The organism is Chthonobacter rhizosphaerae, assembly GCF_013839525.1.
GTDB classification, from domain to species: Bacteria; Pseudomonadota; Alphaproteobacteria; order Rhizobiales; family Pleomorphomonadaceae; genus Chthonobacter; species Chthonobacter rhizosphaerae.
Map to the genome: position 1 here is coordinate 819,888 of NZ_JACDIS010000001.1, position 18,049 is coordinate 837,936.

An 18,049-nucleotide genomic window follows, 5' to 3' on the forward strand; every position below is an offset into this window, starting at 1 on the left:
GACCTGGGAAGGAGACACCAATGGCGACGAGCATCGTCCTCGACAAGATCGTCAAGCGCTACGGGTCCGTGGAGGTCATCCACGGCATCGACCTGAAGATCGAGCCGGGCGAATTCACCGTGTTCGTCGGCCCGTCCGGCTGCGGCAAGTCCACGCTGCTCAGGATGATCGCCGGCCTGGAGGCCATCTCCGGCGGGGACCTCCTGATCGACGGCGAGCGGATGAACGACGTGCCGGCGTCCCAGCGCGGCATCGCCATGGTGTTCCAGTCCTACGCCCTCTATCCGCACATGACGGTCTACAAGAACCTCGCCTTCGGCCTGGAGACGGCCGGCTACAAGAAGGCCGAGATCGACCGGCGTGTGCGCGACGTGGCGAAAATCCTGAAGATCGAGGACTATCTCGCCCGCAAGCCGAAGGCGCTCTCCGGCGGCCAGCGCCAGCGCGTCGCCATCGGGCGGGCGATCGTGCGCGAGCCGAAGATCTTCCTCTTCGACGAGCCGCTCTCCAACCTGGACGCGGAGCTCCGGGTCGCCATGCGGGTGGAGATCGCCAAGCTCCACCAGAGCCTCGGCAACACCATGATCTACGTCACCCACGACCAGGTGGAGGCGATGACCATGGCGGACAAGATCGTGGTCCTGAAGGACGGCAACGTCATGCAGGTCGGCGCGCCGCTCGACCTCTACAACCGGCCCGCCACCCAGTTCGTCGCCGGCTTCATCGGCTCGCCGAAGATGAACTTCGTCGCCGGCACGGTGGAGAGCGCCGACGAGCGCGGATCGGTGCTGACGATCGCCGGGCGGACGGTCCGGCTGCCGGGCCTCGCGGTCGCGGCGCCACGCGGCGCGGCGGTCACCTTCGGGGTCCGGCCGGAACACCTGACCGTCGGCGGCGAGACGGGCGAACTCCTCGGCGACGTGACCGTGCAGCTGGTCGAGCATCTCGGCGGCGAGACGGTGCTCTACACGTCCAACGACGCCGGCGACACCCTGAACGTGGCGGTGGACGGCCAGCTGCGGGTGAAGACCGGCGAGCGGGTGCCGCTCCGGATCGATCCCGCCCTCTGCCACGTGTTCGACGGCGCCGGCCGGGCGGTCGCGACCCCCGTGGCCCGGACGGAAGCGCGGGTCGCCTGACGGCGCGGAAACCCGGGCGGAATGCGGCTTCGGCAACAGCCGGCCCGGGCCGCTCGATGCGGATCAGGCCGGCGTTCGCCCCTGGCGGGACCTGGCCGGCCTCAGGCCGGAGCGGCCGGCCTCAGGCCGGGACGAGCTTGTCCACGGCCGTCATGACGCCGCGGAGCTCGGCGAGGCCCTTCAGCCGGCCGATCAGGCTGTAGCCCGGGTTGGTCTTCCTGGTGATGTCGTCGCCGAGGAGGTGGCCATGGTCCGGCCGCATGGGAATGGCGGCGTCCGCCCGCCCCGCCGCGGCGCGGCGGCGCTCCTCCGCCATCAGGACCTGGATCAGAGACACCATGTCGACGTCGCCGCCGAGGTGATCGGACTCGGTGAACGAACCGTCGGGGTCCTTGCTGACGTTGCGCAGGTGCACGAAGTGGATGCGCTCGGCGAAATCTTCGGCCATGGCGACCACGTCGTTGTCCGGCCGCGACCCGTAGGACCCGGCGCAGAGGGTGAGGCCGTTCGCGGGCCTGTCCACCGCCTTCAGGATCGCCCGGGCGTCGTCGGCCGTGGAGACGATCCGCGGCAGGCCGAACAGGGAGAATGGCGGGTCGTCCGGGTGGATGGCGAGCCGCACGCCCACGTCCTCGGCGACCGGCACCACCTCCTTCAGGAAGTCGACGAGGTTCGACCGCATCTCGTGGGCGCCGATGCCGTCGAAGGCGGCGATCCGCTCGGCGATGGCGGCGCGGGTGTAGCTGTCCTCGCCGCCCGGCAGGCCGGCGATGATGGTCGTCTCCAGCGTGGCGATCTCCGCCTCGCTCATCCTCTCGAACCGCTCCAGGGCGCTGTCCACCAGCGACTGAGGATAGTCCGTCTCGGCGCGGTCGCGCTTCAGCACGAACACGTCGTAGGCGATGAAGTCGACCATGTCGAACCGGAGCGCATACCCCGTGGACGGCATCCGGTGGAGGAGATCGGTGCGCGTCCAGTCCACCACCGGCATGAAATTGTAGCAGACCACCGGCACCCCGGCCCGGCCGAGGTTGGCGAGGCTGTCCTTCCAGGCGTCGAGATAGCGGCGCCACGGACCCTGCCGGAGCTTGATGGACGTGTGCACCGGGATGGATTCGCACACCGACCAGGCGAGGCCCTCGGCCTCGATCATGGCCTTCCGGGTCTCCACGTCCGCCGGCGTCCACGCCCGGCCGTCGTAGATGTGGTGGAGGGCGGTCACGACCCCGGCCGCGCCGGCCTGTTTCACATGCTGGAGCGGAATGGGATCTTCCGGGCCGAACCAGCGCCACGTCTGCAGCATCGCACACATCTCCCGTCGCCGGCTGCCGGACCGGCCTTTCGCTGGGGGAGTGTTTGCCCGTTCCGGCCGCGCGCGTCCAGTGCCGGACCGATCGGAACGGGCGGAAACCGGCTCCCGCGCCGGCTCAGCCGACCGGGCCGCTGATCTCGATGGGGTCCTCGGACGGATCGCGGCGGATGGGCGTCGCCGGATCCGGGTCGTCGATCGGGTCGCCGTCGGGAACCGGGTCCTCCGGCGGCTGGCGGATCTCGTCCGGGAGCCGGTCCGGCTCCTCCGGCGGGATCACCGGATGGCCCGGCTCGTCGATCGGCGGCGGAACCGGGATGCGGGGCGGCACCGAGGGCCCCGTGGGCGGAGACGGGTCGGGGCCCGGCATGGGATCGGACATGGCGGAGAGCTCCGGTGTGGTCGGTCGGTCGTGGGGCCAACCGGTCTTCCACGGCGGAAGTTCCGCCGGCCCGATCCCGCCGATGGACGGCGGGACGGGACCGTCGAGCAGGACGCTGGGAAGCCGGGCGGTGGGAAGCCCGGACCCGCGGCCTACTGGGCCGCCATCAGGCTCGCCTCCCGGTCCGTCCGCGCGGAGCTGCCCGTGCCCGGGAAGGTGACGAGCGTCCCGGCCGCGCGCATCGCCTCCTGCTTGCGGCTGTCGCGCACGATCTTCGGGCGAACGCTGAAGTCGCGGGTGATCGTCGCGCCGTAGCGTTCCGGCGCCTGGGGGTCGTGCCGCATCCTGTCCACGGCGACCACGCGGGTGCCGAGGAAGAAGGCTTCCGGCAGGTCGTGGGTGACCATCACGATCGTCATGGCGTTCTCCTCCCAGAGTTCCTGGACGAGCACGTGCATGAGCTTGCGCGTGCCCGGGTCGAGCGCCCCGAACGGTTCGTCGAGGAGGAGGACCTTCGGCTCCATGATGAGCGCCTGGGCGATCGCGAGCCTCTGCTGCATGCCGCCGGAAAGCTGCGCCGGGTACTTGTCGAGCGCATGGCCGAGGCCGACGCGCTCCAGGAGCGCCACCGCCCGGTCCTGGAGCGCGCGCCGGGCGGCCCCGAACAGGGCGCCGAACACGGGTGAGGCGAGCCACTGCGGTCCGGCCATGACGTTCTTCAGAACGGTCATGTGCGGGAAGACCGAATAGCGCTGGAACACGACGCCCCGGTCCTGCATGGGCTCCGGCGCGATCGGCCTGCCGTCGATCAGGATACGGCCGCGCGTCGGGATCTCCTGGCTGATCAGCATGCGCAGGAGCGTGGACTTGCCCGCGCCGCTGGGGCCCACGATCACCAGGAATTCGTTGTCCGGCAGCGTCAGATTGATCCTCTCCAGGATGATCGTGTCGCCATATTCCTTCCAGACGTCTTCGAGCACGATTTCAGCCATGCCGGATCTCCATGAGAGGGCCCGCCCGCGCGGCGGCCGGGCGTACGCAGTGTCCCTTAAGGGAAAGCAAGGACCGTTCCAGGTTCGCCGCCCCGTGCCCGGAACACGGACTTCGGCCCGGACCAGCCGCTCACGCCTCGTCGGGCTCCACCGCCAGGTGGCTGAGGAGCATGGCGTAGGCGGCGGCGATGTCCCGGCGGTGCAGCCCGGTGGGGGTGATCACCTCGCGCACCAGGATGCCGTCGATGAGGGCGGACGCCAGCCGGACCACCTGGTGGACATCCACGCGCCGGAACACGCCGGCGATCACGCCCGCCTGGATGATGGAGCGCAGGATGGTTTCCTCATGCTCGTAGTAGCCGCTGATCACCCGGTCCACGACGGCCGTACGGTCGAGGCTGCTCGCATAGTCCAGGCACATCTTCAGGAAGCGCTGGACGTTGTCGAACTCGTCCGCGTGCACCTCCGCCCAGAGGGCGAGCGCCCGGTCCGGCGAGATGCCTTCGGCCGTCAGGCCGCGGAAACGCTCCGCCGCCTGGCCCAGCATGGCGTTGAGGATGGAGAGGAAGAGGTTTTCCTTGCTGGCGTAGTAGTAGTAGATCAGCGCCACGTTGACGTCCGCCGCCGCGGCGATGTCCTTGACGGTGACGGAGCCGTAGTTGCGCGAAGCGATCAGGCGCAGCGCGGCGTCGAGGATGACGGCGGCGCTCGACGCGGCGACGGGATCGCCGGCGTCGCCCGGCGGCCTGGGCTTGCGGCCGCGCGGCCGCCGTCCGACCGCCGCGTCCCCTTCGCCGGCCTCCGGGTCCGGCCCGACCAGCCGCCGCGCGGTCTGGCCGCGCGCACTGTCCGCCATGGCCGGTCCTTTCGTTCTGCCAGGTTCGCCCCGCCGCCCCAGTCCTCGCGACCGGCCGCCGAGGTCGGCCCGGCGCCAGGCAGAACGCCGCGCTCAGGTCTGGTTCTGGTTCGCCCAGGGATAGTAGTAGGCGCCGAGGCGCTTCAGTCCATAGTCGGTGATGAAGGCCAGCAGGGTGATCCAGGCCACGTAGGTCAGGATGATGTCCATGGCCATGTAGCGACGGACCAGGAACAGGCGGTAGCCGAGGCCGCTGTCGGAGGCGATCGCTTCGGCCGAGATAAGGAAGAGCCAACCGGCCCCGAGCGACAGGCGGAGCGAGTCGAGGAGGCGCGGCATCACCTGGGGCACCACCACATGGACGATCATGTGCCAGGTAGAGGCCCCGAGGGTCTGGGCCTTCACGATCTGCTCGCGCGGGATCTGGGTTACCTGCAGCGCCACGTCGCGGACGAGGAAGGGCGCGATGCCGATCACGATCAGCACCACCTTCGACACCTCGCCGAGGCCGAACACGATGAAGAGGATGGGCAGGATGGCGAGCGGCGGGATCAGCGACAAGATCGCCAGGATGGGCGAGAAGGCCGCGCGCAGGTGCGGGATGAAGCCCACCAGGACCCCGAGCACCAGCCCGATCGTGGTGGCGACGCTCATGCTGGCGAGGAGCCGGCCGAAGCTCACCACCGTGTCGGACCAGAGCAGGATCTGGCCGGTGGCCAGATCGACCTTGGCACCCATCAGGACGGCCGCGTCCCACATCTGGGACAGGCCGGGCATCAGCTTGTCGCGCGGATTGGCGGCCAGGCGCTCGGCGGAGGCCGCGAAATAGGCAGCCAGCATCAGGGCGATCGGGATCGTCCCCGCCACGATCGCGCCGCCGCGGCTCGGATGATAGTTGATGATGCGTCTCATGATCACCTCCCTCGGGCCGGCGCCGCCGTCCGAAGACGGCGGACCGGCCCCGTCGCCGGATGCCGGGCGGCCCGGCCGGCCGCGGCCGGGACCTGATTGATCAGAACTCCTTCAGGGTGTCGCGGAGGGTGGACTTGGTGTAGGCCGTGCGGGTCACGCCGCGGCGCTGCAGGGCCGGGACGAGGCCTTCGCACACCTCGTTGATGTACTGGCGGCTCACCCGCTGGAAGGGCGAGGTGATCAGGAAGCCGTCGCCGCCCACCTGCTCCATCACGTCGGCCATGCGGTCGGCCACGGTCTCCGGCGTGCCGACCACGCCCTCCAGGCCCCAGGTGGCGTTCTCCACCGTGAGCTGGCGCAGGGTCTTGCCGCTGCCCCACTGGGCGAAGGCGTTGAGCGAACCCTGCTCCCCGTTGGTGGTGAGCGGCGGCAGTTCCTTGTCGAGATCGAACTGCGAGAAGTCGATGTCGGTCACCGAGGCGATCACGGACAGCGTCTTGGCGATATAGGAGGGCGAGCCCACGTAGCGGTCGAACTTGGCCTTGGCTTCCGCGTCCGTCTCGCCGAGGATCGGCTGGACGATGAAGAAGACCTTCACCTCGTCCGGATCCCGGCCGGCCGCCGCCGCGCGCTTGCGGATGTCGTCCCGGTATTCCTTCATGGCCTCCACGCCGCTGGCCGCCGCGATGATGCTGTCCGCCGTCTCGGCGGCGAACTGGCGGCCGCGGGGCGAACCGCCGGCCTGCACGAAGGCCGGGCGTCCCTGCACCGGCGGGACGCAGTTGAGCGGCCCGCGCGACTTGAAGAACTTGCCCTCGAAATTGATCGGCTTGACCTTGGTGAAGTCCGCGTAGGTGTCGGTCTCCCGGTCCAGCACCACGGCCCCCGGCTCCCAGCTTCCCCACAGGGCCTTCACGAGCTGCACGTACTCGTCGGCCATGTCGTAGCGCTGCTGGCGGGGCGGCAGTTCGTCCATGCCGAAATTCTGGGCCGCGTGGTTCTCGCCGCTGGTCACGATGTTCCAGCCGAACCGGCCCTCGGCGATGTTGTCGAGGGTGGCGCAGAGGCGCGCCAGCATGAAGGGCGGATAGGCCATGGTGGAGAGCGTCGCCACCACGCCCATCTTCGACGTCTGCGACGCGATGAGGGCGGCGAGCGGCGCCGGATCCCCCTTCGGCCCCATCAGGGCGTACTTGAGGTAGGCCTCCATGGAGCCGCCGTAGGCGTCCGAGATCATCAGCGTGTCTTCGATCATGATGTAGTCGAAGCAGGCCCGCTCCATCGCCTTGGCCATGTCCACGTAGAACTGGCCGTTCCACGGCTTGCCGCCGGAGGCGAACGGCGCGTTCCACTCGTCGACGGAAAAGTTCATGAACCAGGCGAGGTGAAACGGCTTGGCCATGGCGGGCTCCTATGGAATGGACGTGTCGTGAGGTCGTGTCGGGCAGGACGGGCCGGGCCCGGCCGTCGATCGGCTGCACCGGGCGGGCTCGGCGTGCGGGATGAGGGGAGGGCGCGGGCGGGACCGCGGGGTCTACGCCGCGCCGGTCACCGGGGCGTCAGAGCGCGCCGTCCATCGCCATCTTGGTGAAGGTCGGGTCGATGTGAAGCATCACGTTGGCGTCGTCGCCGAGGACGGTTCCGTCGGCGAACCTCGTTCCGACGATGTCGTCGAGCGTGCGGGCGCTCTGGCCGAAGAGGCCGTTCTCGAACGCGAAGTCGCGGATGTAGGTGAAGGTTTCGGTGAGCTTCTTCTCGGTCAGCGACGTGTAGGCTTCCGCCGGGGTCAGGAACTGGGTCGTGGACAGCTGATCCTCGAGCCCGGCGATGTCGGTCTGTAGCGCGCTCGCCATGAAGGCCTTCACCTCCGGGGCGCGCGCCGGGTCCTTCAGGGCCTCCATGGTCTCGTACCAGGCGCCGGTCAGGGCCTTGGCGAACTCGGGCGACGCCTTCAGGGTCTCCGTCCTGGCGATCATCAGGTCCATGACCTCCTGCGGGATGGACGAGGAATCGAAGATCTCGGTGGAGGACGGGACACCCGCCATCATGGGGCCGGAGGCCGGCTTGTAGGTCACGATGTGCTCGATCTCCGGACGCGCCACATAGGCGGCCGCCTGATCCGCGTCGGACAGGTTCGTGGTGGTCACCGCGTTGGGAGGCATGCCGTTCATGGCCAGCGCGCGTTGCAGCACATAGTGCGAGATGGTGAACTGCATGACCCAGACCGTGCCGCCGGCCAGATCCTTCATGGTCTTGGCGGTCTTGGAGATGATCTGGTCGTTCCCGTCCGAGAAGTCCGTGATGAGGAAGATGGACGTCTCTGTGCCGCCGGCCGCCGGCATCGTCAGGGCGTCGAGGCTGGTGGTCGCGAAGGCGTCGATCTCGCCGGCGGTGAACTGCGTCATGCCGCCCACGTAGTCGTTGGCGATCATCACGTCGATCGTGATGCCGTACTTGTCGGCCCACTTCTTCAGGACGCCGGACTGGTGCATCCAGCGCAGCGGCTCGAAGCCGATGTAGGTGGCGAACGCGACCTTGAACTCCTTCTGCTGTGCCTGGACCGGCGAGGCGATCAGGGTGGACAGGACCATGGATGCGACCGCGGCGGCAGTCGTTACTCGAGTAAACAGTCCCATTTCAGTCTCCTGAAAAGAAGGCCGGCAGGTCGCTTCAGATATGATCGTGGTCCAGCCACGCCCGATACTGACGGTTCGAGTCCGGATGACCACGCATTTATTAAGCCCGCGCTTAGGCGGGCTCGCAACCGGAAACTCCGACTTTCGGTCCACTTGGACGAAAAAAGTCGGAAACTGCCAAGTAATCATTCAGATGCAAACACTATAGGCAGGCAGAGCTTCGGATTTGACCCGGCTCCAGTTGGCCACAAGTCTCGGAACTTGGACGGTGTCCGGAGATGGCGAGGCGGGGATGCGGTTTCGCCGAGTGTTGTCCGCCGGGATACGCGCCGGGTTCCGCTCCTGAACGTAATGAGCGAAAACTTTCCGTCGGGGAACGACCTGCCTGGCCCGAACAGGCCTGTTCTCCTTCGCCCGTGATCCGCATATCGGCCGAAACGAATACCGGTTCGGATATCGATAACGAATTTTTGCGACCGAGGCTTGTCGAATTACTATGGCCTGCTGTATTGCTGATCGAAGCAGGTGCTTCGCCATCAATATAGCAATGGAAACGACGAAATGACTGATGAGACCGACTCGGTATCGATCGCCCTGGCCGCCGACATCGTGGCCGCTTATGTCAGCAACAATTCGGTCCCCGTGTCCGAGCTGACCGGGCTCATCGGCAGCGTTTATCAGGCTTTGTCGAAGGCGGGCCGCAAGGAAGTGGAGCCGGAGCCTCAGCCGCTGTCTCCGGCCGTGTCGATCAAGAAGTCCGTCACGCCGGATTACATCGTCTGCCTCGAGGACGGCAAAAAGTTCAAATCGCTGAAGCGGCACCTGCGCACGCACTACAATCTGTCGCCGGACGAATACCGGGCCAAGTGGAACCTCCCGGCCGACTATCCGATGGTGGCGCCGAACTATGCGGCCGCCCGGTCGGAGCTCGCCAAGAGCATGGGCCTCGGCCAGCAGCGCAAGCGCGCTCCGGAGCCCAAGCCCGCGACCACCCGCGGCCGCAAGAAGACGGCCGCCTGACCAGGCGCGCCCGAAAGCCTCAGGGACACCAGAACGGCGGCGGGCCTTCCGGGTCCGCCGCCGTTCGCGTTCCGGGCGGTAGCAAAGGCCGGGCAGCCAGTTCTCTTTCGCCCAGTCTCGTTCCGCCCGGTCTCGTCGCGAGCGGTCTGGTCGCGAAGGATCTCCGGGCGCGATCGGCCGGGCCGATCCGCGGACGGCGGGTCGGATCCGGTTTCCGGTCCCGGCCCGAACGTTGCTAAGCTGCCGACCGCATCGGCGCAGGCATGACAGGCGCCGCCCATCCGGAGTGAGCCCATGACCGCGTCCGTCGACATCGCCTATCTGTCCGGGATCGAGGCCCTGACCCGCTTCAAGGCCGGCGACCTTTCGCCGGTCGATCTCCTGGACGCGGTGATCGCCCGGGCGGAGGCGACGGAGCCGGCGGCCAACGCCATCGCGGATCGCTTCTACGACCGCGCCCGCGACGCTGCGAAGGCGGCCGAGGCGCGCTACCGTGCGGGCGCGCCCGCCGGTCCGCTCGACGGCCTGCCGCTCGCCGTCAAGGAGGCGGACAAGCTCGCCGGCACCCGCCGGCCGAACGGCTCCCTTCTGCACACCGACCGGATCGACCGGGAGAGCGCCCCCGTGGTGCAGCGCCTCCTCGACGCGGGCGCCATCCCGCACATGAAGACGACCGTGCCGGAGTTCTGCATCCTTGGCGCCACCCACTCGCGCCTCTATGGCGTGACCCGGAACCCCTGGAATCCCGCGTTCGGCCCCGGCGGCTCGTCGGGCGGCTCCGGCGTGGTGCTCGCCACGGGAGGGACGACGCTGGCGACCGGGTCCGACATCGGCGGCTCCATCCGGATCCCGGCGTCCGCCTGCGGGGTGGTCGGCTACAAGGCGCCCTACGGCCGCAATCCGAGCCCGCGCGGCTCCAACCTCGACACCTACGGGCATTATGGCGTCATGGCCCGGACCGTCGGGGACGCGGCCCTGATGCAGAACGTGGTCTCCGGCCGGCACCCGGAGGACATCGCCACCGTGGCGGAGAAGGTGGTGGTCCCCACGGTGGCGCCGGAGAGCCTGAAAGGCCGCCGGATCGCCTATTCGATCGATCTCGGCGCCTATGAGGTGGACGAAGGGGTCCGGCGGGCGACGCTCGACGCGCTCACCGTCATGCGGGATCTCGGCGCCACCCTGGAGGAGGTCGACCTCGGCTGGTCGACGGACATCATCCGGGCGGCCGAGATGCACTTCGCCCATGGCTGGGGCAACACCATGGCGGCCAATCTCGATCGCGACCGGTCGCTGATGACCGACTACGCGATCGACTACGTGGAAACCGCCCTCAAGGCGACCGTTGCGGATTTTCATGCCTCGCGCCGGATCGAGATCGCCATGTACGCGACCTTCGGACCGCTGATGGAGCGGTTCGACGCCTTCGTGTGCCCCACCCTGTCGGTTCCGAGCGTGCCCGCCGAGTTCGTGCCGGGGCGCACCCCCATCGAGGTGAACGGCCGGTCCAGGATGGTGACCGACGACGAATGGGGGATGACGTCGCCGTTCAACACCCTGAGCCGCTGCCCGGTGCTGGCGGTGCCGAGCGGCTTCCATCCGAACGGGGTGCCGACCGGGATCCAGATCGTCGGACGGACCTTCGACGACGGTTCGGTGTTCGAGGTGGGCCTCGCCTTCGAAGCCGCCGCCCCGTGGCTGCAGCCGGGGCGCCGTCCGCTCGTCTGAGACCCCTCGATCCGACGGATGCCGGGCGGGCATCCGGCTGCGGAGGCCCGATGGCGGCTCCCCGGAGCCGCCCCCCTTTGGAGCCGCCCCCATCACGGAGCCGCCCATGACCGAGACCGAGTTCCTGGACGATCTCCTCGCCCGCATGACCCTTGCGGAGAAGATCGGCCAGCTGAACCTGGTCACGCCCGGCGGCGACACCGCGACCGGCGCCGTGGTGAACACGGGCGTGGCCGACAAGGTGCGGGCGGGCCGGATCGGCAGCGTCTTCGGGGTGAAGTCCCTGGCCGCCGTGCGCGGCTTCCAGGACCTGGCGCTGCAGTCTCGCCTCCGGATCCCGCTCATGTTCGCCGAGGACGTGATCCACGGCCACCGGACCATCTTCCCCCTGCCGATCGCGCTGGCGGCCGCGTTCGACCCGGCCCTCGTCCGGCGCACGGCCCGGGTCGCGGCGGACGAGGCGAGCGCCTGCGGCATCGACCAGGTCTACGCCCCCATGGTGGACGTGTGCCGGGACCCGCGTTGGGGCCGGATCGCCGAAAGCCCGGGCGAGGATCCCTATCTGGCGTCGCGCTACGCGGCCGCCATGGTGGAGGGCCTGCAAGGGGAGGGGATCGACCGGCCGGATTCCGTGATGGCGTGCCTGAAGCACTTCGTCGCCTACGGGGCGCCGCTCGGCGGGCGCGACTACGCGGGCGCCGACATGAGCCCCGCGCGTCTCCACGACGTCTACCTGCCGCCGTTCCGGGCCGGCCTCGCCGCGGGCGCCGGCAGCGTGATGGCCGGCTTCAACACCCTCAACGGGGTCCCGATGCATGCCCACCGGCGGCTCCTCGCGGGCCTCCTGCGGGAGCGGCTCCGCTTCGACGGGCTGGTGGTCGCCGACTATACGGGGGTGGCGGAACTCATGGCCCACCGGGTGGCCGAGACCGGCGCCGACGCGGCCCGGACCGCGCTGGAGGCCGGGGTGGACCTCGACATGGTGTCCGAACTCTTCGTCGCGACGCTCGCAGCCGAGGTGCGGGCGGGCCGCGTCGCCGAAGCGGACGTGGACGGGGCCTGCCGACGGGTTCTTGCCGCCAAATGGCGGCTGGGGCTGTTCGCCGATCCGTTCCGGCGGATCGACCGCGCCCCGGCCGGCGACCGCCTTCTCACCCGCGCCAACCGTCGGCTCGCCCGGAAGGCCGTGGCCGAGACCTGCGTGCTCCTGAAGAACGCCGGCCCGGTGCTGCCGTTGAGCGGGCGCGGCGTGCTGGCGCTCGTCGGCCCGCTCGCGGACGACCGGGTCAACATGAGCGGCACCTGGGCGGTGAACAACCGTCCCGCCGACGTGGTGCCGATCCGCGCCGGCCTCGCGGCCGTGGCCGGACCCGGCCTCGCCATCCGCCACGCCAAGGGCTGCAACATCGTGGACGACCCGGTGCTCGCCGCCCGGCTCAACGTGCACGACGGCCACGAGAAGTCCGTCACCATCGACGACCGGACGCCGGAGCGGATGATCGAGGAGGCGGTCGCGGTCGCCCGCGGCGCGGACGTGGTGGTGGCGGTCGTCGGCGAAGCCAAGGAGTATTCCGGCGAATCCTCCTCGCGCGTGGACCTTCGCCTGCCTGCCGGCCAGCGGCGCTTGCTCGAAGCCCTCCGCGCCGCCGGACCACCCCTCGTGGTCGTGGTCATGACAGGCCGGCCGTTGATCCTCCACGAGGAGGCGGCCCTGGCCGACGCCCTGATGATCGCCTGGTTTCCAGGCACCGAAGCCGGCCATGGCCTCGCCGACGTGCTCATCGGCGAGGCCGAGCCCTCCGGCCGCCTGCCCGTGTCGCTGCCCTTTCACGAGGGCCAGATCCCGGTCGCCTATGCGGAGCCGCCCACCGGGCGGCCGTTCAGGGGGCGGTTCGAGAAGTTCCGCACCGGCTACGTGGACATGCCCGACGGTTTCAGCCATGACGGCGGCGTCCATCCGTTCGGCTTCGGCCTGTCCTACACCCGGTTCGCCTACGGGACCGTCCGCACGGACCGACTGTCGGTGTCTCCCGGCGGTCGCCTTCGCGTCGAGGTGCCCCTCCGCAACGTGGGGTCCCGCACGGGCTCGGACGTCGTGCAGCTCTACGTGCAAGCGCCCGCCGGGCCGGTGAGCCGGCCCGTGCTGGAGCTGAAGCGCTTCGCCAAGGTGACGCTGCGCCCCGAGGAGGAGCGGTTGGTGGTTTTCGAGCTGACCGAGGACGATCTCGCAGCGTCGACGGCGGAGACCATCGAGGATACCGGCCGCCGGGCCCAGTCCGGCCTGTGGCGGATCTATGTCGGGCCGAACGCCCGGGCTCTCGACAGCGTCACGGTGGACTGGCGCACCGGACCCGCTCCGGCGCTCCCGGCCGACGCGCCCGGGCGCTCGTAACGCCCGCACCTTTCCTCCGCCCCGCGCGTCACCCGAGCGAAGCTCGTGCGCGATCTGTGCGTTTCCTCACATATGTCCCGGCCCGGCGCTCCCATTCTGCGGGTCTTCACCGCTCCGAGGGAGCCCGGCGCGCCGCCAGCCGGCGCGTCGCCAGCAAGGGACCGCTCACCCATGTTCATCGACGGCTTCTACCGATCGTGCCAGTCCCGGCGGCCGGCCCGGCGCGTCGCCACGACCGCTTCCACCTGGATGGTCGGGCCGGCCCGCCTGTCCGTGGCGCTCTACCTCATGGACGACGACGAAGGCCCGGACTGCCCCGTGGTGGAGCTTCCGCTCGCCAAGGCGGACGAGGAGCGGTCGCCGGTCTTCTACCGCGACCCGCTGCTCTGACCCGCCAGGCGGCCGGACCGGTTGCCCTAGCCCGAGCCCTGTCTGCGATCCGCCGCCGGAGTCGCCACCCGCCCGGACAGGGCGAGCACATCGGCGACCACGATCCGGCCGGCCTCCTTGACGATCAGTCCGTCCCGGGCGAGCGCGCCGAGTTCGCGCGTCACCGCCTCCCGGTGGGTTCCGATCCGGGCGGCGATCTCCGCATGAGTGACGTCCGGAACCACGCCCGTCCGCGGGCGGCCCGTCACCGGGCGCGCAAGCCGCAGGAGTTCCATCCGCACCCGCTCGGCCACCGTGAGGCTGGCGAGCTCGTGGACGCGATGGTCGAGGTCGCGGATCCGGGCCACCAGGAGGCGGAGCACGCCGTCGCACACGGACGGGTGCCGGTGGATCAGGTCCAGGAAGACGGCGGCCGGGAGGGTCGCCACGGTGACCGGCTCCAGGGCGATCACGCTCGCCGACCGGGGACGCCCGTCGATGGCCGACATGTCGCCGAACACGGCCCCGGCCTCCAGGTCGCCCAGGATCAGCTCCCGCGTCTCGCCGAAGATCATCACACGCACCCGACCGGACACGACCGCGTGGACCTCCCGATCCTCGTCCTCATGGGCGACAATCCACTGGCCCTCGTCGTGGCGGTCGATCCGGACATGCCGCGCCGCCGCCGCGAGATCGGCCTCCGAAAGGCTCCGGAACAGGGGCAGGGCCGCAAGGGCCGTCGCTCGGGGATCGGCCGGCCGCGCGTCGGAAAGCTCCGTCATGGGCGATCGGCCGGAACGGCCGCCGCATGAACGATCGCCCCATCCGCCGCAAAAACGCCGTCGGATCCCGCCGGCACGCCTGCGGACCGGAACGGCGGGTCATCGGTCCGGGGGCGGAGTGGAAGCGGGCTGTCGCCCATGCGGTCGAACTCCCTGATCGAGATGCCGCCGGGTCCGATGTGGTCCCGCGACCGCCTCCAAGCCTGCGCCAGGCGGAAGCGCTTCCGCAAGCCACCGGAGGGCTCCGGCGCGATAAGACCGGCAAACGTCTCAGGCCGCCGCCGCGGGCGTGAGCCGGTCCAACCCGCGCTCCAGGGCCGCGAAGCACACCGGATCGAGGCCGGGGCCCACGTCCGCCCGCATGATCGAAAGGGCCTTCTCCACCGGAAGGGCCGCCCGGTAGGGTCGGTCCGCCGTGAGCGCGTCGAAGATGTCCGCGGCCATCAGGATCCGGCTCTCGAGGGCGATCTCGTCACCCTTCAGCCCCTTCGGGTAGCCGCGACCGTCCAGGCGCTCGTGATGGGCCGCCGCGATGGCCGCCATATCGTCGAACGCGGCCACCCGGGACAGGATGGCCTCGGTCAGCGCCGCGTGGCGGCGAAGCGCCGCCCATTCGGCGTCGTCGGGCTTGCCCGGCTTGTCCAGGATCGTGTTGCTGACGCCGAGCTTGCCGATGTCGTGAAGAAGCGCCGCCCGCTTCAGCCAGCGTCGATGCTCCGCATCGAACCCGAGTTCCTCGGCGATCAGGTCGCCGAACACGGCGACCCGCCGGCTGTGCCCGTTGGTGAACGGGCTCTTGGCGTCGATCACCTCCGCGAAGGCTTCCGCGATGGCGTCCAGATAGTCCTCGTCGGCCGTTCGCACGTGGATGGCCGGCTCCAGGTCGAGCAGCCGGTCCGACAGGTCCGGCGCCGACAAGGTCGACCAGAAGTGGGGCGCCCGGGCGGCCGCTTCCAGGGCGTCCACAAGCGTGGGATCGAACCACGTGCCGCGGCGGGCCCGCGCTTCCCGCAGGGCCGCCGCCGGGCTTTCGCCGGTGCGGAATACGTCCACCACCTGGGCGAGGAGGGCGATGCGCGCCGCCAGCGGAATGTCCGTGCCGCCAAGGCGATCGGGCCAGCCGCTGCCGTCCCAGCGTTCGTCCAGCGACTGGATTCCGGCCGCCACCGTCTCGGAGAAGCGCATGCGGCGGGCGATGGAGGCGCCCCTCTGGCAGCGGGTCTCGATCAGCTCGCGAGCGATCTCGCCGCCGTTCTGGAGCACGTGGATCATCGCCCGGAACCGTTCGGCGAGCCCGGCGGAGAGACCGGTGTGACCGAGGACGAAGCGAAGGGCCGACGACAGGCTGCCGTCGATCCGCTTGAAGTCCCGCTTGAACGCCAGATCGTCGGCAAGATAGAGCCCGCAGATCCGGGCCGCGTTGCTGGAACAGCCGAGGTCCTTCAGGAGAAGCGTGTAGAAGAGGTCCGAGAGCTCCTCTTCGGACAGACCGATGCTGCGGCCGACACGAAGGCCGATCACGGCGACGCGGATGCAATGACCCTGCGGCTGGCCTTCCGTGAGGTCGAGCGCCATGCTGAGCGCGCCGAGGAGCTCGCCGAGGCGGAGCGTCGCCGGCGGCCCACGCCGCCCGGCCCATCGTCGAGGAACAGTGCCGCCGGTCACCTGAACCATGATGCCTCGCTCGGACAATCGCGCCTCGACGACGACATGAAGGCGGTGAACACCGGGTTTCCGCGCCGGGACGCGGCCGGATCCAGGAGAAACAAACCGTTTCCGATATCCGTGGTCCTGTCATCCGCACGAGTAAAGGCGGCGCGGACGCCCGCATCCGACATCCTGATCCGTCTTCGAAACTCAGCGGACCACGCACCAGCGAACGCGATCCGTTCGCATGGCCGCTTCGCGCCAGCCGTCGTTTCCCTCTTTGCCTCCCGGTCAAGACGCGCTATACGGACACCATCCACCGGCGCAACGCGCCGGCCGTGCTGCACCCGTAGCTCAGCTGGATAGAGTGCTGCCCTCCGAAGGCAGAGGTCACAGGTTCGAATCCTGTCGGGTGCGTTTCCCCTTCTATAGTCAAGTGTCTGCAAACGCTCTGGAAATCGTCTTTCTGACGGTCGGGGCGTAGAACATGGCGTATAACAATCGGGTTCGTTTCTGCTTCCGCAAAGGCGGCGTTTTTTATTTTGTGAGGCGTGTCCCTGCCGATCTGGCAAGCGTCTACAAGCACACTCGCATCTCATTCTCCCTTAGAACCAAGTCGCGAACCGTTGCGCAAAGCCGGGCTATGGCTGTGGCTGCACGGTTGGAGGAGCACTGGTTCCGTCTGAGATTAGAGAGAGACGGTCCGCCTGTTTCCTTGTCGGTGCCGGTTAAAAGTCTGTTCGCGAATCAAGCCGCCCTATCGGAGGTCACGCTCTCCTCGACCACGCTGACCCAAGCGTTGGAAACCTACTTGCGCCTACGCGGCGCTGGACGGTCACAGTTGTTCCGACGCACAACAGAGCGTGCGGTTGGTTACCTCATCACTGTGTGCGGCGACCGTCCGGTTGCTGAACTGACGCGCCGCGACGCAAACGCATTCCGAGATTGGCTGATTGCCAAGGGGCTTACCGGCAGCAGCGTCGGACGGATGCTCTCGTGCGTTAGGGCCGTCATCAACGTGGCCGCGAATGAGGAGGGGATCGATTCGCCCAGAGCCTTCTCCAGCGTCCAGTACGACCGCAAGGCCGGTGTCGTCTCTCGCGCACCAGTCCCGCTTGTCGCCCTTCGTCGGGTGCAGACGGCCTGTGTCGAGGCCGACGACGACCGACGTTGGCTTGTCGCCCTCATAGCGGACACTGGCCTTCGCCTCTCCGAGGCGGCCGGACTCGCCCGGGCGGACCTCGTGCTGCATCACCCAGAAGGGGCGTTCGTCGAGGTTCGGCCACATGACTGGCGACCACTGAAGACGGCCTCCAGCGCACGCCGGGTTCCGTTGGTCGGAAGCGCCGAGTGGGCCGCCCGCCGAGTGCTCTCCAAGGCAAGCCGATCGGCATACGCCTTTCCTCGGTATGTCAGCGGGGACGGGGTCAAGGCCAACGCCGCGAGCGCCACGCTGAACAAGTGGCTTATCCCTCTCGTGCCGGAAGGATGCTCCATCCATGGTATGCGGCATGCCTTGCGGGACCGTCTCCGGACCGTGGAGTGCCCGTCCGATATTGTCGATCAGATCGGTGGGTGGACCACGGCAGGAGCCGGTCACGGGTATGGCAAAGGCTATCCGCTGACCGTGCTACGTAAGTGGATGGAAGCTATGACGAATGTTACGTGAGCCGCCCTGTAGGCGGCCCCAGCCATGTTCTACGCCCCGACCGTCAGAAAGACGATTTCCAGAGCGTTTGCAGACACTTGACTATAGAAGGGGAAACGCACCCGACAGGGTGTGACGCCATTTCCGATGCCGTGGTCTGACGTGCGGCTCTGTTGATTCAAGGGCTTACGTCGGACCGGGCGAGGACACAAGACGGTCTTGTTCTACGGGCTGTTTCAT

The 18,049-nt window shown here is 69.0% G+C and carries 15 protein-coding genes and 1 tRNA gene; 7 read left to right on the forward strand and 9 right to left on the reverse strand.

Annotated elements, in window-relative coordinates; translation table 11 throughout:
• Positions 1-20 precede the first annotated feature (20 nt).
• Positions 21-1,139 (forward strand): ABC transporter ATP-binding protein, encoded by a 1,119-nt coding sequence (locus HND91_RS03695; protein ID WP_181705142.1) that lies wholly within the window; start codon positions 21-23, stop codon positions 1,137-1,139.
• 121 nt (positions 1,140-1,260) lie between these two features.
• Here the strand turns inward: HND91_RS03695 and uxuA are convergent, their stop codons facing one another.
• The 7 genes from uxuA to HND91_RS03730 all read right to left on the reverse strand — a co-directional run bounded on the left by uxuA (position 1,261) and on the right by HND91_RS03730 (position 8,181).
• Complete coding sequence (uxuA, locus tag HND91_RS03700; RefSeq protein ID WP_181705143.1) at positions 1,261-2,442, reverse strand: mannonate dehydratase; 1,182 nt, start codon at positions 2,440-2,442, stop codon at positions 1,261-1,263.
• 124 nt (positions 2,443-2,566) lie between these two features.
• Positions 2,567-2,830: a hypothetical protein gene (locus tag HND91_RS03705; RefSeq protein ID WP_181705144.1), complete on the reverse strand. Its 264-nt coding sequence runs from the start codon at positions 2,828-2,830 to the stop codon at positions 2,567-2,569.
• Between the two features lie 152 nt (positions 2,831-2,982).
• Positions 2,983-3,822: an ABC transporter ATP-binding protein gene (locus HND91_RS03710; RefSeq protein ID WP_181705145.1), complete on the reverse strand. Its 840-nt coding sequence runs from the start codon at positions 3,820-3,822 to the stop codon at positions 2,983-2,985.
• A 130-nt stretch (positions 3,823-3,952) separates the two neighbouring features.
• A complete protein-coding gene (locus HND91_RS03715; protein WP_181705146.1) occupies positions 3,953-4,678 on the reverse strand; it encodes a TetR/AcrR family transcriptional regulator in 726 nt (241 codons plus the stop codon).
• 93 nt (positions 4,679-4,771) lie between these two features.
• Positions 4,772-5,590 (reverse strand): ABC transporter permease, encoded by an 819-nt coding sequence (locus HND91_RS03720; RefSeq protein ID WP_181705147.1) that lies wholly within the window; start codon positions 5,588-5,590, stop codon positions 4,772-4,774.
• A gap of 100 nt (positions 5,591-5,690) precedes the next feature.
• Positions 5,691-6,992 carry an NtaA/DmoA family FMN-dependent monooxygenase gene (locus HND91_RS03725; protein ID WP_181705148.1) on the reverse strand — a complete coding sequence of 434 codons (1,302 nt, stop codon included), beginning with the start codon at positions 6,990-6,992 and terminating at the stop codon, positions 5,691-5,693.
• 157 nt (positions 6,993-7,149) lie between these two features.
• Complete coding sequence (locus HND91_RS03730) at positions 7,150-8,181, reverse strand: putative urea ABC transporter substrate-binding protein (RefSeq protein ID WP_246329251.1); 1,032 nt, start codon at positions 8,179-8,181, stop codon at positions 7,150-7,152.
• A 606-nt stretch (positions 8,182-8,787) separates the two neighbouring features.
• On the opposite strand from HND91_RS03730, the gene HND91_RS03735 reads away from it, so the two are divergent.
• From HND91_RS03735 to HND91_RS03750, 4 genes are all read left to right on the forward strand, one after another.
• The gene (locus HND91_RS03735; RefSeq protein ID WP_181705150.1) at positions 8,788-9,246 is read left to right on the forward strand and encodes a Ros/MucR family transcriptional regulator; all 459 of its coding nucleotides are present in this window, start codon (positions 8,788-8,790) and stop codon (positions 9,244-9,246) included.
• Positions 9,247-9,540: 294 nt separating this feature from the next.
• Positions 9,541-10,971, forward strand: coding sequence for an amidase (locus HND91_RS03740; RefSeq protein ID WP_181705151.1), 1,431 nt, complete (start codon positions 9,541-9,543; stop codon positions 10,969-10,971).
• A 106-nt stretch (positions 10,972-11,077) separates the two neighbouring features.
• Positions 11,078-13,363 carry a beta-glucosidase BglX gene (bglX, locus tag HND91_RS03745; RefSeq protein ID WP_181705152.1) on the forward strand — a complete coding sequence of 762 codons (2,286 nt, stop codon included), beginning with the start codon at positions 11,078-11,080 and terminating at the stop codon, positions 13,361-13,363.
• Positions 13,364-13,534: 171 nt separating this feature from the next.
• Positions 13,535-13,753, forward strand: coding sequence for a hypothetical protein (locus HND91_RS03750; RefSeq protein WP_181705153.1), 219 nt, complete (start codon positions 13,535-13,537; stop codon positions 13,751-13,753).
• A gap of 26 nt (positions 13,754-13,779) precedes the next feature.
• Here HND91_RS03750 and HND91_RS03755 read toward each other — a convergent pair whose 3' ends face one another.
• Both HND91_RS03755 and HND91_RS03760 read right to left on the reverse strand, forming a co-directional pair.
• Complete coding sequence (locus HND91_RS03755; protein WP_181705154.1) at positions 13,780-14,514, reverse strand: Crp/Fnr family transcriptional regulator; 735 nt, start codon at positions 14,512-14,514, stop codon at positions 13,780-13,782.
• Between the two features lie 270 nt (positions 14,515-14,784).
• The gene (locus HND91_RS03760) at positions 14,785-16,089 is read right to left on the reverse strand and encodes an HD-GYP domain-containing protein (protein ID WP_246329298.1); all 1,305 of its coding nucleotides are present in this window, start codon (positions 16,087-16,089) and stop codon (positions 14,785-14,787) included.
• Between the two features lie 415 nt (positions 16,090-16,504).
• Here HND91_RS03760 and HND91_RS03765 point away from each other — a divergent pair.
• A tRNA-Arg gene (locus tag HND91_RS03765) sits at positions 16,505-16,578 on the forward strand.
• A gap of 70 nt (positions 16,579-16,648) precedes the next feature.
• The gene (locus HND91_RS23325) at positions 16,649-17,830 is read left to right on the forward strand and encodes a DUF6538 domain-containing protein (RefSeq protein WP_181705156.1); all 1,182 of its coding nucleotides are present in this window, start codon (positions 16,649-16,651) and stop codon (positions 17,828-17,830) included.
• Positions 17,831-18,049: the final 219 nt, after the last annotated feature.